Source organism: Leisingera sp. ABM4_103, from assembly GCF_056158685.1.
Genome location: NZ_JBSWTU010000005.1, coordinates 676,736 through 695,658, shown reverse-complemented (window position 1 = coordinate 695,658; position 18,923 = coordinate 676,736). Strand labels below are relative to the sequence as shown.

The 18,923-nt window shown below is 59.8% G+C and carries 9 protein-coding genes, 4 tRNA genes and 3 rRNA genes; 12 read left to right on the top strand and 4 right to left on the bottom strand.

Annotated features, from left to right (window positions below; all coding sequences use genetic code 11):
• Positions 1-9 precede the first annotated feature (9 nt).
• Positions 10-945: a LysR family transcriptional regulator gene (locus ACXAED_RS04935; protein WP_475047313.1), complete on the bottom strand. Its 936-nt coding sequence runs from the start codon at positions 943-945 to the stop codon at positions 10-12.
• Positions 946-1,028: 83 nt separating this feature from the next.
• On the opposite strand from ACXAED_RS04935, the gene ACXAED_RS04930 reads away from it, so the two are divergent.
• The 3 genes from ACXAED_RS04930 (at position 1,029) to ACXAED_RS04920 (ending at position 2,876) form a co-directional block, all read left to right on the top strand.
• Positions 1,029-2,051, top strand: a complete 1,023-nt coding sequence (locus tag ACXAED_RS04930; protein WP_475047311.1) for a PhzF family phenazine biosynthesis protein — start codon at positions 1,029-1,031, stop codon at positions 2,049-2,051.
• 188 nt (positions 2,052-2,239) lie between these two features.
• On the top strand, positions 2,240-2,764 hold the full coding sequence (locus tag ACXAED_RS04925; RefSeq protein ID WP_475047310.1) for a GNAT family N-acetyltransferase: 525 nt from the start codon (positions 2,240-2,242) through the stop codon (positions 2,762-2,764).
• A gap of 35 nt (positions 2,765-2,799) precedes the next feature.
• Positions 2,800-2,876 (top strand) — tRNA-Arg (locus ACXAED_RS04920).
• A 236-nt stretch (positions 2,877-3,112) separates the two neighbouring features.
• Here the strand turns inward: ACXAED_RS04920 and ACXAED_RS04915 are convergent.
• Entirely contained in the window at positions 3,113-4,588 is a 1,476-nt protein-coding gene (locus tag ACXAED_RS04915; protein WP_475047309.1) for a sensor histidine kinase, read from the bottom strand.
• Between the two features lie 379 nt (positions 4,589-4,967).
• On the opposite strand from ACXAED_RS04915, the gene ACXAED_RS04910 reads away from it, so the two are divergent.
• From ACXAED_RS04910 to ACXAED_RS04870, 9 genes are all read left to right on the top strand, one after another.
• Positions 4,968-6,389, top strand: coding sequence for a methyl-accepting chemotaxis protein (locus ACXAED_RS04910; RefSeq protein WP_475047307.1), 1,422 nt, complete (start codon positions 4,968-4,970; stop codon positions 6,387-6,389).
• A gap of 990 nt (positions 6,390-7,379) precedes the next feature.
• A 16S ribosomal RNA gene (locus ACXAED_RS04905) occupies positions 7,380-8,841 on the top strand.
• A 160-nt stretch (positions 8,842-9,001) separates the two neighbouring features.
• A tRNA-Ala gene (locus ACXAED_RS04900) sits at positions 9,002-9,077 on the top strand.
• A gap of 26 nt (positions 9,078-9,103) precedes the next feature.
• Positions 9,104-9,180: transfer RNA gene (locus ACXAED_RS04895), tRNA-Ile, on the top strand.
• 405 nt (positions 9,181-9,585) lie between these two features.
• Positions 9,586-12,413, top strand: a 23S ribosomal RNA gene (locus ACXAED_RS04890).
• 199 nt (positions 12,414-12,612) lie between these two features.
• Positions 12,613-12,727, top strand: a 5S ribosomal RNA gene (gene rrf, locus ACXAED_RS04885).
• Together the 16S, 23S and 5S rRNA genes with 3 tRNA genes alongside form the textbook arrangement of a ribosomal RNA operon.
• Positions 12,728-12,771: 44 nt before the next feature.
• Positions 12,772-12,848, top strand: a tRNA-Met gene (locus ACXAED_RS04880).
• 707 nt (positions 12,849-13,555) lie between these two features.
• Positions 13,556-15,100, top strand: coding sequence for an aldehyde dehydrogenase (adh, locus tag ACXAED_RS04875; RefSeq protein WP_475047306.1), 1,545 nt, complete (start codon positions 13,556-13,558; stop codon positions 15,098-15,100).
• A 68-nt stretch (positions 15,101-15,168) separates the two neighbouring features.
• The gene (locus ACXAED_RS04870; RefSeq protein ID WP_475047305.1) at positions 15,169-15,516 is read left to right on the top strand and encodes a DUF779 domain-containing protein; all 348 of its coding nucleotides are present in this window, start codon (positions 15,169-15,171) and stop codon (positions 15,514-15,516) included.
• A gap of 17 nt (positions 15,517-15,533) precedes the next feature.
• Here the strand turns inward: ACXAED_RS04870 and ACXAED_RS04865 are convergent, their stop codons facing one another.
• The gene (locus tag ACXAED_RS04865; protein ID WP_475047304.1) at positions 15,534-17,735 is read right to left on the bottom strand and encodes a sensor histidine kinase; all 2,202 of its coding nucleotides are present in this window, start codon (positions 17,733-17,735) and stop codon (positions 15,534-15,536) included.
• Between the two features lie 3 nt (positions 17,736-17,738).
• Entirely contained in the window at positions 17,739-18,908 is a 1,170-nt protein-coding gene (locus ACXAED_RS04860; protein WP_475047302.1) for an FIST N-terminal domain-containing protein, read from the bottom strand.
• Between the last annotated feature and the right edge of the window lie 15 nt (positions 18,909-18,923).

Here is an 18,923-nt window from a genome sequence, read left to right as displayed (position 1 = left end):
TGACCGCTTCTACGGTTTGCCGAACAGCGCGGCCTGCTGTTTGCGGATCTCCGAGACCTCTGCCTGAAGCCAGGTCCGCAAGACCTGGTACCCCTCCGTCGCCGCATTGGCCGGCGTGGTGACCAGCCAATAGCGGGCCCGTGATTTCACCGGCGGGCCGGCAGCCTCCAGAAAGCCGGCCTCCAGATCATGTTCGACCAGCAGGCTGCGCCCCAGCGCAATGCCCATGCCGCTGATTGCGGCCTGGATCGCCAGGTCGGCGCGGGCAAAGGCACTGATGGAGCGCTCAAACCCGATGTCCCAGCCGCGGCCCGAAAAATAGGCGTCCCAGCTGAACCCGGTGCCGTCGGTTTCGCCGAAGCGGTCGACCAGCAGGCGGGCGCCGGGCTGCTGGCAATAGTCCTGAAAGGATTGCGGCCCCAGGTAACCCGGGCGGCAGACCGGCAGCAGCACGGCCTGCAGCAAGGGCTCCGAATGCAGGCCTGGATATGGCCCCATGCCATAGCGGATCGCGGCCTTGGCCTCGCCTGCGTGCAGGTCGGCCAGCCGGTCATCGACGTCCACCAGCAGATCCAGGCCGCTGGCCTGCGCGCGCTGCAGGGCGGGCACGATCCACTTCATCGCCACCGAAGACGATACCGAAAGCCGCAGGCTGCGGCTGGTTTTCAGGTCCTGCAGCCGGGTGAGCGCGGCTTGCCAGACTCCGCCGCTTTGCTGCGCGGCCTCGCAGACGATGCGGCCGACGTCCGTCGGAGTGATCCGGCGGGTGGTGCGGTCAAACAGCGGCACGCCGAGGGCCTCCTCCAGCGCCTTGATCCGGTGGCTGACCGCGGATTGCTCAATCCCCAGCCGTTCCGCAGCGCGGGTAAAGTTTTGTTCCTCGGCAATGGCCGCCAGCAGGGGGGCGCTCTGCAGAAGTTTAGGGAGAAGGCTGTCGTAATTCATGAATCCTGATCATAGTTATATCAGTATTACAGGCGCAAGAGTTTGGTCATGCTGACAGCAGTTCATGAAAAGGAGTTCGCAGCATGACCCGGAGCACCACATCTGTCACCGCCCGCATCGTCAATGGATTTGTCACCCTTCGCGACACCGGCGACGCGGAATTGCTTGAGGCCGGCCGCGACGGGATGAGCGATGCGGACCTCAAGCGGATCAGCCGCGGCAGCGGCGGGCACGTGCAGGCAGCCGGCGGCAACCCCGCGGGAGTTGTGCTGGATGCCGATGAGCTTAGCGAGGCACAGATGCTGGAAATCGCGCAAAAGGTTGGGCTGTCGGAGACCGCGTTCGTTTCGCGTTCCGCCACCGAGGGTTTCAAGCTGGACTTCTTTACCCCGGCCCGGCGCATTGCCCATTGCGGCCACGCGACCATCGCGACCTTCAGCTATCTGGCCGAACTCGGGCGGGTTAAGGAGGGTGAGACCTCCAAAGAAACCGTTGATGGGCCTCGGAAAATTATCGTCCGGGAAGGCGCGGCCTATATGGAGCAGCTGGCGCCGCGCTACGAGACGGCCGATGATTGGGCGGACCGCGGTGTCCAGCTGCAGGATGTTCTGGCCGCGCTCGGCCTTGCCGACGACAGCCTGGATCCGCGGTTTGCGCCGGTGCTTGCCAATACCGGCAACAGTTTTGTGCTGGTTGCAGTCAAGGACGCCGCTGCGCTGGCGGCTATCCAGCCCCGGCAGCCGCAGATCGAAGCCATCAGCGAGGCGCTGGACCTGATCGGGTTCTATGTCTTCACAACGGATCCCGCTGCAACCTCCGCCGATGCCACGGCACGCATGTTCGCGCCGCGCTATGGCATAGCTGAGGAGTCGGCAACCGGCATGGCCGCCGGGCCGCTGGCCTGCGCGCTTTATGACCATCTTGGCATCCGCAAGCCCAAGCTTCTGATCGAGCAAGGCCACTACATGGTGCCGGCGTCGCCCAGCGAAATCACGGTCGAGCTGGATCTGGAGGCGGGCCGGATCACTGGCCTGATGGCGGGCGGTTTCGGCGCCGTGATGAAGGAAATGGAGATCTGTTTACCGGAACGGTGCCAGGGCACCTGACGGCGGCGGTCCTGTTTCTGATGTGTTCGTTTCCCCGGACCGCTGCCCCTGGCAACGGTCCTTTTCCGGGCCGCTGAGTGATAAGGAATTATCTTTCCCTGACAGTAAACACAGAGTAGGGATCGTGCCAGGCCGGTGCGTTATGTGCCGGACCGCACCGGTGACCGCTGATAAGATCGTGAGGCAATATGGCGAACGTAGAGCACCGCAGCAGCCCGGGTGGCGCCGGCACACCTGTTTCCGGGTTCGAAATAAGCCCGGCAAGCCCGGCGGAACCGGAGGCCGCCGCGATGATCCGGCGGCATCTGTCGCAAATGGCTGCGCAGTCGCCTGAGGAAAGCTGCCATGCCTTGGACGGCAGCGGGCTGGAAGGTCCGGATGTGCGGTTCTTCCTGTTGCGCCAGAGCGGCAAGGCTATTGCCATGGGGGCGCTGAAAACCTTGGACGATGGCGCGCGCGAGCTGAAGTCGATGCATACACTGGCAGAGGCCCGCGGCAGCGGGGCAGGGCGGGCGATGCTGGATTTCCTGCTGGCGCTGGCCCGGCGCGATAACGCCTCTGGCATTTATCTGGAAACCGGGTCGACGGATGATTTCCTGCCGTCGCGCCGTCTTTATGAATCCCTGGGGTTTGTGCAATGCGGGCCGTTTGCGGACTACGGCGAGGACCCTTGGTCGGTCTTTATGCACCTGGACCTGCGCGCCGCGGCTTGACCCCCGGCCGGAGCCTGTCATAACTGGCGCCACGCGGTCCCTTAGCTCAACTGGATAGAGCAGCTGACTTCTAATCAGCAGGTTGAGGGTTCGAGTCCTTCAGGGATCGCCATTTCTCGTTATTTCTCTTCGGAGCCTTGCGCTTTGTCTGCGCAGGCACTGCGTCGGCGCAAGGTCCGTTTCCGGGCGATCAGGTTCCTGACTTCGTCGGCAGCCCGGCTGTCCCCAGGGGCGATCCAGCAATCTGGAAGGTCTGCTTGAGCGGTACGGGAGACGTCTGTGGCGGCTTTGGCCCAGAGGATCCTCACGTTTCCTCCAGGGCGGAATCCGCTGCGGCGGGTTTCCACTTTATCCGCTTTTCTGCTGAAGCTCCTGCTGCTTTGGCCAGGTGAAGCTGAATGCGCAGCCTTCCCCGTGGGCGGAACGGACAGAGATCGTGCCGCCTGCGCGCTCCAGATGCTTCTTGACGATTGACAGGCCGATGCCGCTGCCCTCGACCTCGTCGCGCGATTTCAGGGTCTGGAACATTTTGAATACCTGATTGTGGTACTCGGGAGCGATGCCGGGACCGTCATCGGCGACTGAAAACAGGTAGTTTTCACCTGCGTCCTCTACGTTTACCCAGACCGTGCCGGTGGCGCGGTCATTATGCTTGATCGCGTTGGAAACAAGATTGGTGAAAATCTGCTTGAGCGGCATGTTCGGCAGCTGGATACCGTCAAAGCCGGGTGCGATACTGATGGTGAACCCCTCCGGCCTTTCGACCAGCATCAGGACCTCACGCATCAGCTCGCCGCCAGGCATGGTCTGCTGATACCTGCTGTCTTGCTGGCGGCCTGCCCGGGAGTATTCGAGAAGATCATCGAGCAGCCGGTCCATCCGTGATACCCGGGCACGGAGCAATTCCAGATTTTCCCGGCTGTCATCATCCAATCCGTCCGCCAGATCTTCCTCCAGCCACTGGGAGGCGTTCCCGATCACGCGCAGAGGCGCGCGCAAATCGTGGGAGGCGACATAGGCGAAATCGTCCAGGTCCCGGTTCGAGCGGGCCAGTTCGCTCATGATCTCTTCACGTTCCGCCTCGGCGTGTTTGCGGTCGGAAATATCGCGGACAATGCCGCTGAACAGATGATGGCCGCCCACCCTGACCTCGCTCATCGACAGTTCAAGGGGAAACGTGCCGCCGTCCTTGTGCCGCCCCTGAAATTCCCGTCGTGTGCCGATATTCCTGTTTTGACCGGTCCGCAGGTGAGCGGCGATGTAGCCATCGTGCCTGGAGCGATAGGGTTCAGGCATCAGGAACTTAACATTGCGGCCAACCGCTTCGCTGGCGGAATAACCGAAAATCTTTTCGCAGGCACGGTTGTAGCTTTGAATAATACCCTTGCAGTCAATTGTGATCATGCCCTCGGCGGTGTTGTCCTGTATTGCAGTCAGCTCCTTCTGTTTCTGCTCCAAAAACAGCTGGTTGGTCTTCAGTTCGTGCACAACGGAGGCGATAATCCAGATCGCAAACAGCGTTAGCGTCCTGTTCATCAGGACAACGCTTTCGTCTATGCCGATCCGCTGGAACAGGAAGTAGCCGGTCACCGTCAGCACAGTCGCAATCTTGGCGTAAGTGAAGGCAGCCTCCGGTTTGGCTGCCCAGACGGCAAGTATAATGAAAGAGGCATAGATAAGTCCGGCAGCGACGCCCAGCGGTGTCAGGTAATCAAACAGAAATCCCCCGGCCGCCAGCCCGGCTGCAATCCGTTTCTCGTGAAAGCGCAGCCAGGCTTCGGAGAAGCGGGACTGACGGGAGGCTGCTTGCTTGGCAATTGTCATGTCTGTCGCTTTCAGTTGTCGCCGCCCGCGCGGTTCATCACCGATCCGCGGGTTGATGCTGTGCCTGGCGCGGAGTGCAGCCAGACTGCCGCGTGAATAGCTCACGGCGCACAGAACATCTTATGGCGTCATTTCCACTATCATCACAACCTTTGGTTGTTAACTGGTAAAGATGGGCGGTGCGTGTGACTACGCGGCGCCATTGTGCACAGGGCTATGCAGATCCAGGTGTCCCGCCGGTGTGTCAGGACAGGGCCGGGCAGGGTGAAATCATCGTAAACCCGCGCCCGTACGTGCGGGCCGGTGTTAAGAGATTTCTTTTGGAATCGGTCTACTCCCTTCGGGAGCACAGAGAATCAGGAATGCGCGGAGAAGACTTTTGTTTTTCAAATTCAAGGCAGCACGGCCCGCAGAACAGGACAGCGGCGCCAGGATCATTGCAGACGCTGTTGATGCCACCCAAGCCGTTGCTCAGTTCAACCCGGATGGTGACCTTCTGACAGCAAACGGCAATTTTCTTGCCGCCATGGGCTACAGGATGGAAGAGATCGCGGGGCAGCAGCACTCGATGTTCGTAGCGCCGGAGATTGCTGCCGGAGCGGAATACAAAAGCTTCTGGGAAAAACTGGCCTCTGGTGAGGTGTTCACGGGGCAGTTTCCGCGGATAGCAAAGGATGGCTCCACCGTTTGGTTCCAAGCCAGCTACGCACCGGTTGCCGGAGCCGGGGGCGCTGTTGAGCGTGTGGTTCTCGTTGCCTCGGATGTGACGGAGCGGCGTCTTGGCCTGCAGGAAATCGCCCGCGGTCTTGAGGCGATGAGCCAGGGGGATCTGACGGTTCGGGTCAAATTGTCGGATCAGGCCGATATCGCGGCGCTGGGCGAGGCGTTCAACCAGTCAGCAGGGCAGCTGGAAACCGCCATGGGAGCGGTGACACAGGTGTCCGAGGCCGTGGAGCGCACCGCCGGTGAGATGACCAAATCGGCCGGTGAATTGTCCCAGCGCACCGAGAGCCAGGCAGCAACCCTGGAGCAGACTGCGGCTGCCATTGAGGAGCTGACCGGCACGGTGCACTCCTCCGCAGAAGGCGCAGAGAAGGTGGAGGTCATCGTCAGCGACGCCAAGACCGCAGCTGAGCGCAGCGGCCGGGTGGTTACGGACGCGGTGGCGGCAATGTCGCAGATTGAGGCGTCGTCGGAGGAAATCGCCAAGATCATCGGAATGATCGACGATATCGCCTTTCAGACCAACCTGCTGGCGCTCAATGCCGGGGTTGAGGCGGCGAGGGCAGGCGAGGCGGGCCGCGGGTTTGCGGTTGTCGCGTCGGAGGTGCGGGCACTGGCGCAGCGCTCTGCGGGGGCGGCCGGAGAGATCAAGCAGCTGATCGGCCAGAGCAAGCAGCAAGTGGCCACCGGGGTGGACCTGGTCGGAAGAACCGGCGAGGAACTGCAGCAGATCATCGAGAGCGTGGGCACCATCTCGTCCCATATCAGCGGCATTGCAGCAGGGGCCAAGGAGCAGGCGACATCGCTGAGTGAAATCAACCTGGGTGTTTCGCAGCTGGATCAGGTGACCCAGCAAAATGCAGCGATGGTGGAGGAAGCCTCTGCTGCCAGCCGCCTGTTGTCCTCCGACGCCAGCCAGCTGACACGGGAGGTCTCCAAGTTCCGCGGCGGCGCCAGCCTTGCCGTTGCGCCCGCCCCGGAGGTGTATGCTGGAGGGCATCAGAAGCTGGCCGCGCCTGCGGGCCCGATCGCAGCGGTAGAGATGCTGCCGGCCGCGCAGGGCTGGGACGACTTCTGAGTTTTTGGGCAAAAGCCGGCTGGCGCCGGTTATATATGGGCAACGTTCCGCGGCGGCTGCTTGCCAGGCCTTCGCGGGGCCGTTCCGCACGGTCCTGTGCTATTGAGCGCCTTCGGTGCGGAGAGTTGAAATGGCCCGCCGCTCCGTACACCGTCAGACGCGATATCATCGGCCTCTATCACCGGGCGTCTGGCTTTTGATCGCGGTGCGTCGCGCCAGAAACGCATTCCGGGTCCGTGCGTATCATGCGGTGGCGTGCTTGCCGTATTATGGCAGCAGGCAACGAAATAGGCGGCGGTTTCTGGCGCACTTGAGACCCGTGCAGGTGCCTTTGCGGAATCGGTCGGGTGCCGGGCCGTTTGCGGGATTGGGCCCCGACTCGCGTAACATCCCAGAATTGTGCCCTGAATACATGTGCCCCCAATATATAGTGGTACGGCGGGACACAGGGTCACATCGCTCTATTTAGGCTTGGCGGCAGCGCTGGGGAGACGCTGCGATTTTTGCCGGAATGCACAAATCGAACAGGCGCAAGTAATTGATTTTTATCCATCTTTCGGGCCGGTGCGTGAAAAGTCACCAAAACTTCAAAAAAGGGGTTGCGACTCTTCGGCGCTCACCATAGAACACCCCTCACCGGCGGCGCTGAGGCGCTGACGGTCACCACCGAGGGTTAGCTGGAACGGCGGCGCAGCAAGAGATTGGAGCGCAGCCGGGATTGTTGTCTCTCAGAGGTGATGCTCTTTGACATTGATGGATGACTGAAGAGATATGCGGGCGGTCACGGTTCATTTCGATGGATCAGACCGATGCATATCGCGCTCTTAGGCTTTCGGGCCGATGATGGAGTGTCAGCTTCACTGTCTTGTACGGTACTTTGGTTTCTTTTGAAGCTGAAGCACATACAGACAGAGACTATTGCCGATCCTAGCCGGATCGGCAGTGATGTGCAGAGGTTCGAACGTCAAGGATAAGCTGGCAACAGCTTTTCAACTTGAGAGTTTGATCCTGGCTCAGAACGAACGCTGGCGGCAGGCCTAACACATGCAAGTCGAGCGCGCCCTTCGGGGTGAGCGGCGGACGGGTTAGTAACGCGTGGGAACGTGCCCTTCTCTAAGGAATAGCCACTGGAAACGGTGAGTAATACCTTATACGCCCTTCGGGGGAAAGATTTATCGGAGAAGGATCGGCCCGCGTTAGATTAGATAGTTGGTGGGGTAACGGCCTACCAAGTCTACGATCTATAGCTGGTTTTAGAGGATGATCAGCAACACTGGGACTGAGACACGGCCCAAACTCCTACGGGAGGCAGCAGTGGGGAATCTTGGACAATGGGGGCAACCCTGATCCAGCCATGCCGCGTGAGTGATGAAGGCCTTAGGGTCGTAAAGCTCTTTCGCCTGTGATGATAATGACAGTAGCAGGTAAAGAAACCCCGGCTAACTCCGTGCCAGCAGCCGCGGTAATACGGAGGGGGTTAGCGTTGTTCGGAATTACTGGGCGTAAAGCGCGCGTAGGCGGACCAGAAAGTTGGGGGTGAAATCCCGGGGCTCAACCCCGGAACTGCCTCCAAAACTCCTGGTCTTGAGTTCGAGAGAGGTGAGTGGAATTCCGAGTGTAGAGGTGAAATTCGTAGATATTCGGAGGAACACCAGTGGCGAAGGCGGCTCACTGGCTCGATACTGACGCTGAGGTGCGAAAGTGTGGGGAGCAAACAGGATTAGATACCCTGGTAGTCCACACCGTAAACGATGAATGCCAGACGTCGGCTAGCATGCTAGTCGGTGTCACACCTAACGGATTAAGCATTCCGCCTGGGGAGTACGGCCGCAAGGTTAAAACTCAAAGGAATTGACGGGGGCCCGCACAAGCGGTGGAGCATGTGGTTTAATTCGAAGCAACGCGCAGAACCTTACCAACCCTTGACATCCCAGGACCGGCCCAGAGATGGGTCTTCCACTTCGGTGGCCTGGTGACAGGTGCTGCATGGCTGTCGTCAGCTCGTGTCGTGAGATGTTCGGTTAAGTCCGGCAACGAGCGCAACCCACATCCTTAGTTGCCAGCAGTTCGGCTGGGCACTCTAAGGAAACTGCCCGTGATAAGCGGGAGGAAGGTGTGGATGACGTCAAGTCCTCATGGCCCTTACGGGTTGGGCTACACACGTGCTACAATGGCAGTGACAATGGGTTAATCCCAAAAAACTGTCTCAGTTCGGATTGTCGTCTGCAACTCGGCGGCATGAAGTCGGAATCGCTAGTAATCGCGTAACAGCATGACGCGGTGAATACGTTCCCGGGCCTTGTACACACCGCCCGTCACACCATGGGAGTTGGGTTTACCCGAAGGCCGTGCGCCAACCTTTTGGAGGCAGCGGACCACGGTGAGCTCAGCGACTGGGGTGAAGTCGTAACAAGGTAGCCGTAGGGGAACCTGCGGCTGGATCACCTCCTTTCTAAGGATGGCCTTAGCAAGGCTGGCTTGACTTTAGGGTCACCAGGCTTCGTAGGTCACTTAGCAACGGACAGCAAACAAAGCTGTCCACATCACGGACCGGACCGTCCTCATATCTCTTCAGAAAACATCGGATCCTGCCCCGGCAGGGTACAAAGCAAGGGGCCTTAGCTCAGCTGGGAGAGCGCCTGATTTGCATTCAGGAGGTCAGGAGTTCGATCCTCCTAGGCTCCACCACTCATGCAAACGGCCCGAACGGATACGGGTCGGTAGCTCAGGTGGTTAGAGCGCACGCCTGATAAGCGTGAGGTCGGAGGTTCAAGTCCTCCTCGACCCACCACTCCCCGCGGGAGTGGCCGTATCGGTTTGATCTTCAAGCGGTTCTGCGGAACGGTTTGAACGTCCAACCGGACGAACACATTGACATCGTTAAGAGAGATACAATCAACAATACTGCTGGCCGCCCGCGTGAGGGATTGGCCTCAGTCAGGTGCCGATCTTCTTCGGAAGTGAGGCGAGCCTTGGAATACGTCAGCTTTCCTCAGACGTCCCAGGGTGTGCCCGGCTGAAACGGCAGTGTTGTCCAAGTCAAGTACACTAACCCGCGCGGTCGCAAGACTGCGCAACAAGTTCCTGGTCACCGACATGACCGGGAGCGGGATAGTTTGCTTTTTGGTCCGGAATAAGGATGCGGTTTCTTACCAGCTTCCGCATCGTGGCAGATACACTGTCTTTTTCTGGATCAAATCAAGCGCGAGAAGGGCGTTTGGCGGATGCCTTGGCAGTAAGAGGCGATGAAAGACGTGATACCCTGCGATAAGCTTGGGGGAGCCGGGAATAGGCTTTGATCCCAAGATCTCTGAATGGGGGAACCCACCTGACAGATCGTTATTGTTACCTTCGGTAATCAATAATGGTTTGAACCAGGTACTTAAGGACTGAATACATAGGTCTTTAAGAGCAAACCCGGGGAACTGAAACATCTAAGTACCCGGAGGAAAGGACATCAATAGAGACTCCGTTAGTAGCGGCGAGCGAACGCGGACCAGCCGAGCCTGATAAGTGACCAGAATGCGTTGGGAAACGCAGCCAGAGCGGGTGACAGCCCCGTATGGGAAGCTTTGAGGGACGTATTAAGTAGGGCGGGACACGTGAAATCCTGTTCGAAGACCGGAGGACCACCTCCGAAGGCTAAGTACTCCTTACTGACCGATAGCGAACCAGTACCGTGAGGGAAAGGTGAAAAGCACCCCGGCGAGGGGAGTGAAACAGTACCTGAAACCGAACGCCTACAATCAGTTGGAGGCCCCTTGAGGGCTGACAGCGTACCTTTTGTATAATGGGTCATCGACTTGGTCTCACGAGCAAGCTTAAGCCGTTAGGCGGAGGCGCAGCGAAAGCGAGTCTTAATAGGGCGCATGAGTTCGTGGGATCAGACCCGAAACCGAGTGATCTAGGCATGGCCAGGTTGAAGGTGCGGTAACACGCACTGGAGGACCGAACCCACATCCGTTGAAAAGGATCGGGATGAGCTGTGCCTAGGGGTGAAAGGCCAATCAAACTCGGAGATAGCTGGTTCTCTGCGAAATCTATTTAGGTAGAGCGTCATCCGAATACCCCGGGGGGTAGAGCACTGGATGGGTAATGGGGCCCCACAGGCTTACTGATCCTAACCAAACTCCGAATACCCGGGAGTACTGGATGGCAGACACACGGCGGATGCTAACGTCCGTCGTGGAGAGGGAAACAACCCTGACCTCCGGCTAAGGCCCCCAATTCATGGCTAAGTGGGAAAGCAGGTGAGACGTCCAAAACAACCAGGAGGTTGGCTTAGAAGCAGCCATCCTTTAAAGATAGCGTAACAGCTCACTGGTCTAATCAAGATGTCTTGCGGCGAAGATGTAACGGGGCTCAAGCCATGAGCCGAAGCCGAGGATGCACATAGTGCATGGTAGCAGAGCGTAGTGTGACATAGTCTCATTCCTCCTTAGTATCTTCGGATACATTGGAGGAGAGAGGCTTTCGATGAAGCCGGGGCGTGAGCCATCCGGTGGAGAGATCACTAGCGAGAATGATGACATGAGTAGCGACAAAGAGTGTGAGAGACACTCTCGCCGAAAGTCCAAGGGTTCCTGCTTAAAGCTAATCTGAGCAGGGTAAGCCGGCCCCTAAGCCGAGGCCGAAAGGCGTAGGCGATGGGAATCAGGTTAATATTCCTGAGCCAGGAGGATGTGACGGATCATGAAGGTTGTTCGCCCTTATCGGATTGGGCGGGCCGCTGATTGGTCCCTGGAAATAGCCCTCCATCAGACCGTACCCTAAACCGACACAGGTGGACTGGTAGAGCATACCAAGGCGCTTGAGAGAACGATGTTGAAGGAACTCGGCAAAATACCTCCGTAAGTTCGCGAGAAGGAGGCCCGGGTTCAAGGCAACTTGGATCCGGGGGCACAAACCAGGGGGTGGCGACTGTTTATTAAAAACACAGGGCTCTGCGAAGCCGCAAGGCGACGTATAGGGTCTGACGCCTGCCCGGTGCCTGAAGGTTAAAAGGAGGGGTGAGAGCTCCGAATTGAAGCCCAGGTAAACGGCGGCCGTAACTATAACGGTCCTAAGGTAGCGAAATTCCTTGTCGGGTAAGTTCCGACCTGCACGAATGGCGTAACGACTTCCCCGCTGTCTCCAACATCAACTCAGCGAAATTGAATTGCCTGTCAAGATGCAGGCTTCCCGCGGTTAGACGGAAAGACCCCGTGCACCTTTACTACAGCTTCGCACTGGCATCAGGATTGTGATGTGCAGGATAGGTGGTAGGCATCGAAGCAGGAACGCAAGTTCCTGTGGAGCCTCCCTTGAGATACCACCCTTCGCACTCTTGATGTCTAACCGCGGTCCGTTATCCGGATCCGGGACCCTGCGTGGCGGGTAGTTTGACTGGGGCGGTCGCCTCCTAAAGAGTAACGGAGGCGCGCGAAGGTTGGCTCAGAGCGGTCGGAAATCGCTCGTTGAGTGCAATGGCAGAAGCCAGCCTGACTGCAAGACTGACAAGTCGAGCAGAGACGAAAGTCGGCCATAGTGATCCGGTGGTCCCGCGTGGAAGGGCCATCGCTCAACGGATAAAAGGTACGCCGGGGATAACAGGCTGATACTGCCCAAGAGTCCATATCGACGGCAGTGTTTGGCACCTCGATGTCGGCTCATCTCATCCTGGGGCTGGAGCAGGTCCCAAGGGTACGGCTGTTCGCCGTTTAAAGAGGTACGTGAGCTGGGTTTAGAACGTCGTGAGACAGTTCGGTCCCTATCTGCCGTGGGTGCAGGATACTTGAGAGGAGTTGCCCCTAGTACGAGAGGACCGGGGTGAACGATCCACTGGTGGACCAGTTGTAATGCCAATTGCAGTGCTGGGTAGCTATGATCGGACAGGATAACCGCTGAAGGCATCTAAGCGGGAAGCCCCCCTCAAAACAAGGTATCCCTGAGGGCCGTGGAAGACCACCACGCCGATAGGCCGGAGGTGTAAGCGCAGCAATGCGTTCAGCTGACCGGTACTAATCGCCCGACAGGCTTGATTTGATCCAGTAACAGACAGTGTTACAAAACCAAACAAGCAAACCATCCCTTTGACTGGACATGTTGATTGTACGCCGGACGCATTTGGAAATGTCATCGTGACATAACTCAGCTGCGGTCTCTCGCGCATTTGCTTCGCAAACACGCTGCCGACCGCCAACCGAGAAAAGCCAACCGCCTCCGGCGCTTGGATTTTCCTCGGTTTGGTGGCCACAGCACAAGTGAAACACCCGGTCCCATCCCGAACCCGGAAGTTAAGCACTGTCGCGCCGATGGTACTTGGGCTCAAGCCCTGGGAGAGTAGGTCACCGCCAAACCTAGTAAAATCCAATATACTCTCTAAACGATCAATAACACCTGTCGCGGGATGGAGCAGCCAGGTAGCTCGTCAGGCTCATAACCTGAAGGTCGCAGGTTCAAATCCTGCTCCCGCAACCAAAATCCTCAAGTAATAACAAAGTCTTATGCCCCGCAGCAGCGGGGCTTTTTGCGATTGCAGGCCTGGCCATTGCCGAGCTTGACTTGAGCAAAATCCACGTTCCAGACGTGATTAGGATACTTCGGCCGGATCAGGATGATTGAACGGTCTTTGTGGTATAGGGGCCTCCTCCTCGTATTCTCGTTCTCAAGGCTGTGCAGCTCCAGCAATTGAGACCTGCTCATGCCACCGAACTGGTGCCGCAAAGTGTAGCTGGCCGCATCGCAGATACCAGCACCGCGGCAATTGGTGTGCATGCCGCTGCCATCCGCCAGCTTCAGTTCGATCTCAAGCTAGAGTTTCAGGTTGTCCCTGTCCAATACTGCTTCCGAGCCATCTTCTGTTCCCCTTTATCGGCAAGAGTTGTGGCCCAGGTTCAGCGGGGTAAAGACAGCTGGCGGGCACTGCGGGCGGGAACCAGCTGGCTTGGTTGCCGAAAATCTCGGTAGTGCTTTGCAGGACGTGCGGCGCATCGGGCCGGCGCCGGAGATGGCCCGGTTGCCGTTCGGGTTTCCCCGCTCAGCCCCAACCAGGGACTTTGGTCGAATACCGCGGCTTCCGCCGATGGTCTAAGCCTTTGAGCAGCACCGGACCGAGTGCCTGCAATTGAAGGTGCATGGCCGCCAGTTCCGCTGCATTTCTTGGATCAATTGTTGGGAGGAATGGCATGAACATCCACACAAACGGGCTGGCCAATTCTGCGCTGGACACGGCGCATCTGGGCGTCGAGTTTCCGTTCAAGCCGCGCTATGGCAACTTTATCAACGGCGAATTCACCGCGCCCCGCTCGGGCCAGTATTTTGAAAACACCACCCCGATCAACGGTGATGTGATCTGCGAGATTGCCCGCTCGAACGCCGATGATGTCGAGGCGGCGCTGGATGCGGCCCATGCAGCGTTTCCGGCCTGGGGCAAGACCTCGACCACCGAGCGCGCCAACATGCTGCTGAAGATCGCCGATATCATGGAGGCAAACACCCAGCTGCTGGCCGCGGCTGAAACGCTGGACAACGGCAAGCCGATCCGCGAGTCGATCCACGCCGACCTTGCCCTCTGTGTCGACCACTGGCGCTATTTCGCGGGCTGCATCCGCGCCGAGGAGGGCCATATCTCGGAAATCGACGCCGACACCTATGCCTATCACATTCCGGAGCCGCTGGGCGTGGTCGGGCAGATCATCCCATGGAATTTCCCGCTGCTGATGGCGGTGTGGAAGCTGGCGCCGGCGCTGGCGGCGGGCAACTGCGTGGTGCTTAAACCGGCAGAGCAGACGCCGGCTTCGATCATGGTTCTGGCGGAGCTGATTGCCGGTGTGCTGCCAGCCGGCGTCCTGAACATCGTCAACGGCTTTGGGCTGGAGGCGGGCAAGCCGCTGGCCTCGTCGAACCGGATAGCCAAGATCGCCTTTACCGGCGAGACTACAACCGGGCGGCTGATCATGCAGTATGCCAGCCAGAACCTGATCCCGGTGACGCTGGAACTGGGCGGCAAGTCCCCGAACATCTTCTTTGAGGATGTGATGAGCGCTGATGACGCATATTTCGACAAATGCCTGGAAGGTTTCACCATGTTTGCCCTGAACCAGGGCGAGGTCTGCACCTGTCCCAGCCGGGCGCTGATCCAGGAGTCGATCTATGACGACTTCATGGCGCGCGCGATCGAGCGTGTGAAGGCGGTGAAGCAGGGCAATCCGCTGTCCATGGACACGATGATCGGGGCGCAGGCGTCAACCGAGCAGAAAGAGAAAATCGCCTCCTATCTGCAACTGGGCAAGGATGAGGGCGCCGAGCTGCTGACCGGCGGCAATGTCTCTACCCTGGAAGGGCTGGAAGGCGGCAACTACATTGAGCCCACGGTGTTCAAGGGCCACAACAAAATGCGGATCTTCCAGGAGGAGATCTTTGGCCCGGTGCTGTCCGTCACCACCTTCAAGGATGACGCCGAGGCGCTGGAGATTGCCAATGACACGCTTTACGGCCTGGGGGCCGGGGTGTGGACCCGCGACACCAACCGCGCTTTCCGTTTTGGCAGGGGCATCCAGGCCGGACGTGTGTGGACCAACTGTTATCACGCCTATCCGGCGCATGCGGCCTTTGGCGGCTATAAGCAGTCGGGCATCGGGCGGGAGAACCACAAGATGATGCTGGACCACTACCGTCAGACCAAGAATTTGCTGGTGAGCTACAGCCCCAATGCGCTGGGGTTCTTCTGAGCAGCCGAACGACGGGCGGCCCCGGGATTTCCGGGGCCGTTTTCTTTCTTTTGGCGGGGGAGTCTGCAATGACAGGGCCAACTGGCATGACTGTAACGGCAACAGAGGCGGCGCTGCAATTGATCGGGGAGCTGAGGGCGCGGTTCGGGCCGGATCTCTTGTTTCATCAGTCCGGCGGCTGCTGCGACGGGTCCGCGCCAATGTGCTTTCAGCAGGGGGATTATATCGTCGGAGACAGCGATGTCCTGGTTGGAGAGATTGGTGCTGTGCCGTTTTACATGAACGCTGATCAATATGACCGCTGGAAGCATACCGATCTGGTGATCGACGCCATCGACGGTATTGGCGGGATGTTTTCGCTGGAAAACGGCAGCGGGAAGCGGTTCCTGACGCGCTCGGACGTGTGTCTCCGCTAAAGCCGCTTGCGGGCTGGTCAGATCAGAGCACGCTCCAGGAATGCGCGCAGTTCGCTTGTGTCTATCGGCTTGTGCAAAAGCGCTGCGTTCAGTCCGGCGCAGGCCGCCGCCAGATCTGGTGAGCGGTTTGCGGTGACCAAGCAAGCCGGGACCGGCCCGTGCTGCGCCCTGAGGGAGGCAATTGCGTCCGTTCCCAGTGCGCCGTTGTCCAGCTGATAGTCGGCAATAATAGCATCGGGGCAGATGTCGATTTCCTGCAGCAGTGCGCTGGCCTCGGCGCAGCTGGCGCAGGGGAGCACATTGAGACCCCAGCTCTCCAGCGTGATCTCCAGCGCCGCCCTGAGCCCGGCGTCGTTTTCGATCAGCGTGACAATCCGGTTTTCGAACGGGACCGCCGCAAGGGGGCTGGGGCCGGCCAGCGGCGAAGGCGCTCGCGCCGCCGTGCTAAGCGGCAGCTCCACCGAGAGGCAAGTGCCGAGCCCGACTTCGGAACTGAGGTTCAGCGGATGCTTCAACAGCCGGCAAGCCCGCTCTACAATGGCAAGCCCGAGCCCCATGCCGTCCGAAGGGCTGGCCTTGGCGTTGAGCCTCTGAAATTCCTGAAACACTCTGTCCTGATGCTCCGGGGGGATGCCGGGGCCGGTGTCGCGGACCTCAAGCAGCACATGTCCGTGCCGCTGCCGCACTCCGATAAGAACCTTTCCGCGATCGGTGTAGCGCACCGCATTGGAGGCCAGGTTTTGAAGGATGCGGCGCAGATAGGCAGCGTCGCTATCGACCACGGCGCTGCTCCGCACGACCCGGAAGTCCAGCCCCTTGAGCCGGGCAACGGGCTCCAGCTCGTCTTTCAGCTGGTCCAGCATTGCGTCAAGGCTGATGGCCGTGCGGTCAATGGCAGCGAGGCCGGAGTTGAGCTTGGAGATGTCCAGCAGGGCACCGAGGATGCGTTCAACCGCCACCAGGGCGTTGCCCGCCTTGGCCGCCCGGTCTCTGAGGCCCGCGTCGCGCAGATCATCCTCCAGCGAGCCGACATAAAGCTTGGCAGCGGACAAAGGTTGCAGCAGGTCGTGGCTGGCGGCGGCGACAAACCGGGATTTGGAGGCATTGGCGCGTTCAGCCTCTGACAGCGCGTCCTCCAGCTCCAGCGTCCGTTCAGCCACCCGCTGCTCCAGCGTTTCGTTGACTTGGGAAATGGTGCGGACGGCGGCGCGTTCGGCGGTGACATCTGTAAAGCTGATGACAAAGCCTTTGTCCGGCATCTGCTGTGCAAAGACTGTCAGGATGCGGTCGCGGCCCAGACCGATCTCGAAGGAAAGCGGCGCCCGCTTGGCGGTGCTGGCAACCCAAGCCTCGACTTCTTCCGGCCGGGTGCCGCCGAGGATCCGGATGCTGTCCGCGGCCTGGCGGTACAGGGTTGCAAAGAACATGCCCAGCTGGAACTTGCCCGCGGGCATCGACAAAAGCTCCCCGGCTCGGCGGTTCCAGCCGACCAGGCGGTTCTGGGCGTCAAAGATGCAGACACCCTGGTCGAGATGCTCCAGCGTTGCCTTGATCACCCGCGACTGGTCGTCGAGCAGCCGCTCGCGCTCCTGCCGCTCCAGCCGCATCATGTCGGTGATGTCGGTTTGCAGGATCACGGTGCCGCCGTCCGGGGTGCGGTGCTCGCTGACTTGCAGCCAGCTGTTGCCGGCCATCATCACGTTGAACACCGCATGGTCGTCCTTGTGGCGGGCGATCCGGTAAGCCTCCCAGCCGGCGGCGGTTTCTCCCTCCGGCAGCGCTAGATGGGCGCTGTTTGCCACCAGATTCACGTAGTCGGCAAATTTCAGTCCGGGCCTCAGCGCATGGTAGATATCGGCCATGTGCTTGCCGAACCGTGTGTTGCACATGACCAGCACATCCTGCGCGTCAAACAGCGCAAAACCTTCCTGCACCGTCTCAATCGCATTGGCCAGATTGGCGCGGGCAGCCTCGGTTTCGGCATTGGCCAGCGCCAGCCTGGCGTTCAACTCGTTGAGCAGGTCCAGCGCATGCTCCAGCTCGCGGGTGCGCAGGCGCACTTCTTCCTCCAGCATCACAGCGCGCTGGAACTGGGCGTAGGCCTCGCCGGAGGCATCCGAGCTCTGCTCAGCGCGGCGCATCAGGGTTTCCACGATCTTCAGCAGCTTCTGGTTCTGCCGCTCCGGCGGGTCGCTGGGGTCGATCAGCTCATGCACCATGGCTTAGCCCTCGTCCGGCGGATAGATTGCTACCCCGGTCAAAGTCTGGTTGACATGCATTGAGTTGATCTGCTCGCCGTAAGTCGAAAAACCGACCACCCGGTTGTCGCGCAGAATGCGGGAAATGTCCTGCGAGACCTGTTTCTGCTGCGCCTCCAGCCGCCGCAGGATGCAATCGCAGGCCAGAATAATCTCTGGGCGGCGCTCGGCGCTGAGGGCGGCCATTTCGCGCTCCAAGTGAGTGACCATATCCTCTGGCTCAGCCAGGGTCAGCACCACGCCTTCGTCGATGGCGGAGAAGAACACCAGCTCGTCGTTGTCGGCAACCCGCTGGATGGCGCGCACATGGTGCTGGTCGCCGAACTGCACCGCGACCGGGTGGGCGGCAAAGGTGAAGGGGGTGAGCTGTTCCGGATCCTTGCCCAGAACCCGGGCGTATTCGCGGGCAGCGGGTTCGGCATTGATCTCATGCACCACCCGGCGGGCCGGATCGGCCCCGGTCACCACCATGCGCTTCTGCGACGGGATCAGGTGGTCGGTCTTGAACACTTCGATCGGGCAGCGGCTGCGGACCTGGATCAGGATGGCGGCGTTGGAATGGGCTTGGCCGCCATGCAGCACATATGTCTTGCCGAAGTTGGTGCCGTCGCCCGCGGAACCTCCGAAAAAGGCCACCGGCCCCAATCCGACCGACAGTTGCGAGGTCAGCGTGTCCTCCTTGGTAGAGAGCCCATCGACCAGCAGGAAGGTGAAGTCCGACACCCAGTCACCGGTGTCCTGCGCCATGTGATTGCGGTTGCGGATCATCCGTTCGATCACGCTGTGCGGATCAAAGCTGCCGAGATCCTCGATCAGAATGGTGCGGGTCTGGAAATGCGACTGGGAAAACCCGATGGCGACGATCTCGCCCTCGACATAGCCGGCCGCTGAAATCTCTCCGGCAGAGGTGCAGCCGACAACCTGCGCCGGGGCAAAACGGCGCTGTGCCTCATCGATCAGACGAGCAACGTCGGTGTCTGGTGACAGAAACAGAACCACCAGCGACAACCCGTTGGGGTTCAGCGCCTGTGCGAGCTGTTCCACAGCGTCCGTTGCCCGGCAGTCAACCGAGCCGGACCGGACGACCTGAGGTTCCGCCACGGACGTGCGTGACGGACCATGGACAGGGTCCATCCTATCTCTCCTCCC

Coding starts and splice junctions, on each gene's coding strand:
- ACXAED_RS04935 (WP_475047313.1), bottom strand. CDS start 945: ATGAATTACGACAGCCTTCTCCCTAAACTTCTGCAGAGCGCCCCCCTG.
- ACXAED_RS04930 (WP_475047311.1), top strand. CDS start 1,029: ATGACCCGGAGCACCACATCTGTCACCGCCCGCATCGTCAATGGATTT.
- ACXAED_RS04925 (WP_475047310.1), top strand. CDS start 2,240: ATGGCGAACGTAGAGCACCGCAGCAGCCCGGGTGGCGCCGGCACACCT.
- ACXAED_RS04915 (WP_475047309.1), bottom strand. CDS start 4,588: ATGACAATTGCCAAGCAAGCAGCCTCCCGTCAGTCCCGCTTCTCCGAA.
- adh (WP_475047306.1), top strand. CDS start 13,556: ATGAACATCCACACAAACGGGCTGGCCAATTCTGCGCTGGACACGGCG.
- ACXAED_RS04870 (WP_475047305.1), top strand. CDS start 15,169: ATGACAGGGCCAACTGGCATGACTGTAACGGCAACAGAGGCGGCGCTG.
- ACXAED_RS04865 (WP_475047304.1), bottom strand. CDS start 17,735: ATGGTGCATGAGCTGATCGACCCCAGCGACCCGCCGGAGCGGCAGAAC.
- ACXAED_RS04860 (WP_475047302.1), bottom strand. CDS start 18,908: ATGGACCCTGTCCATGGTCCGTCACGCACGTCCGTGGCGGAACCTCAG.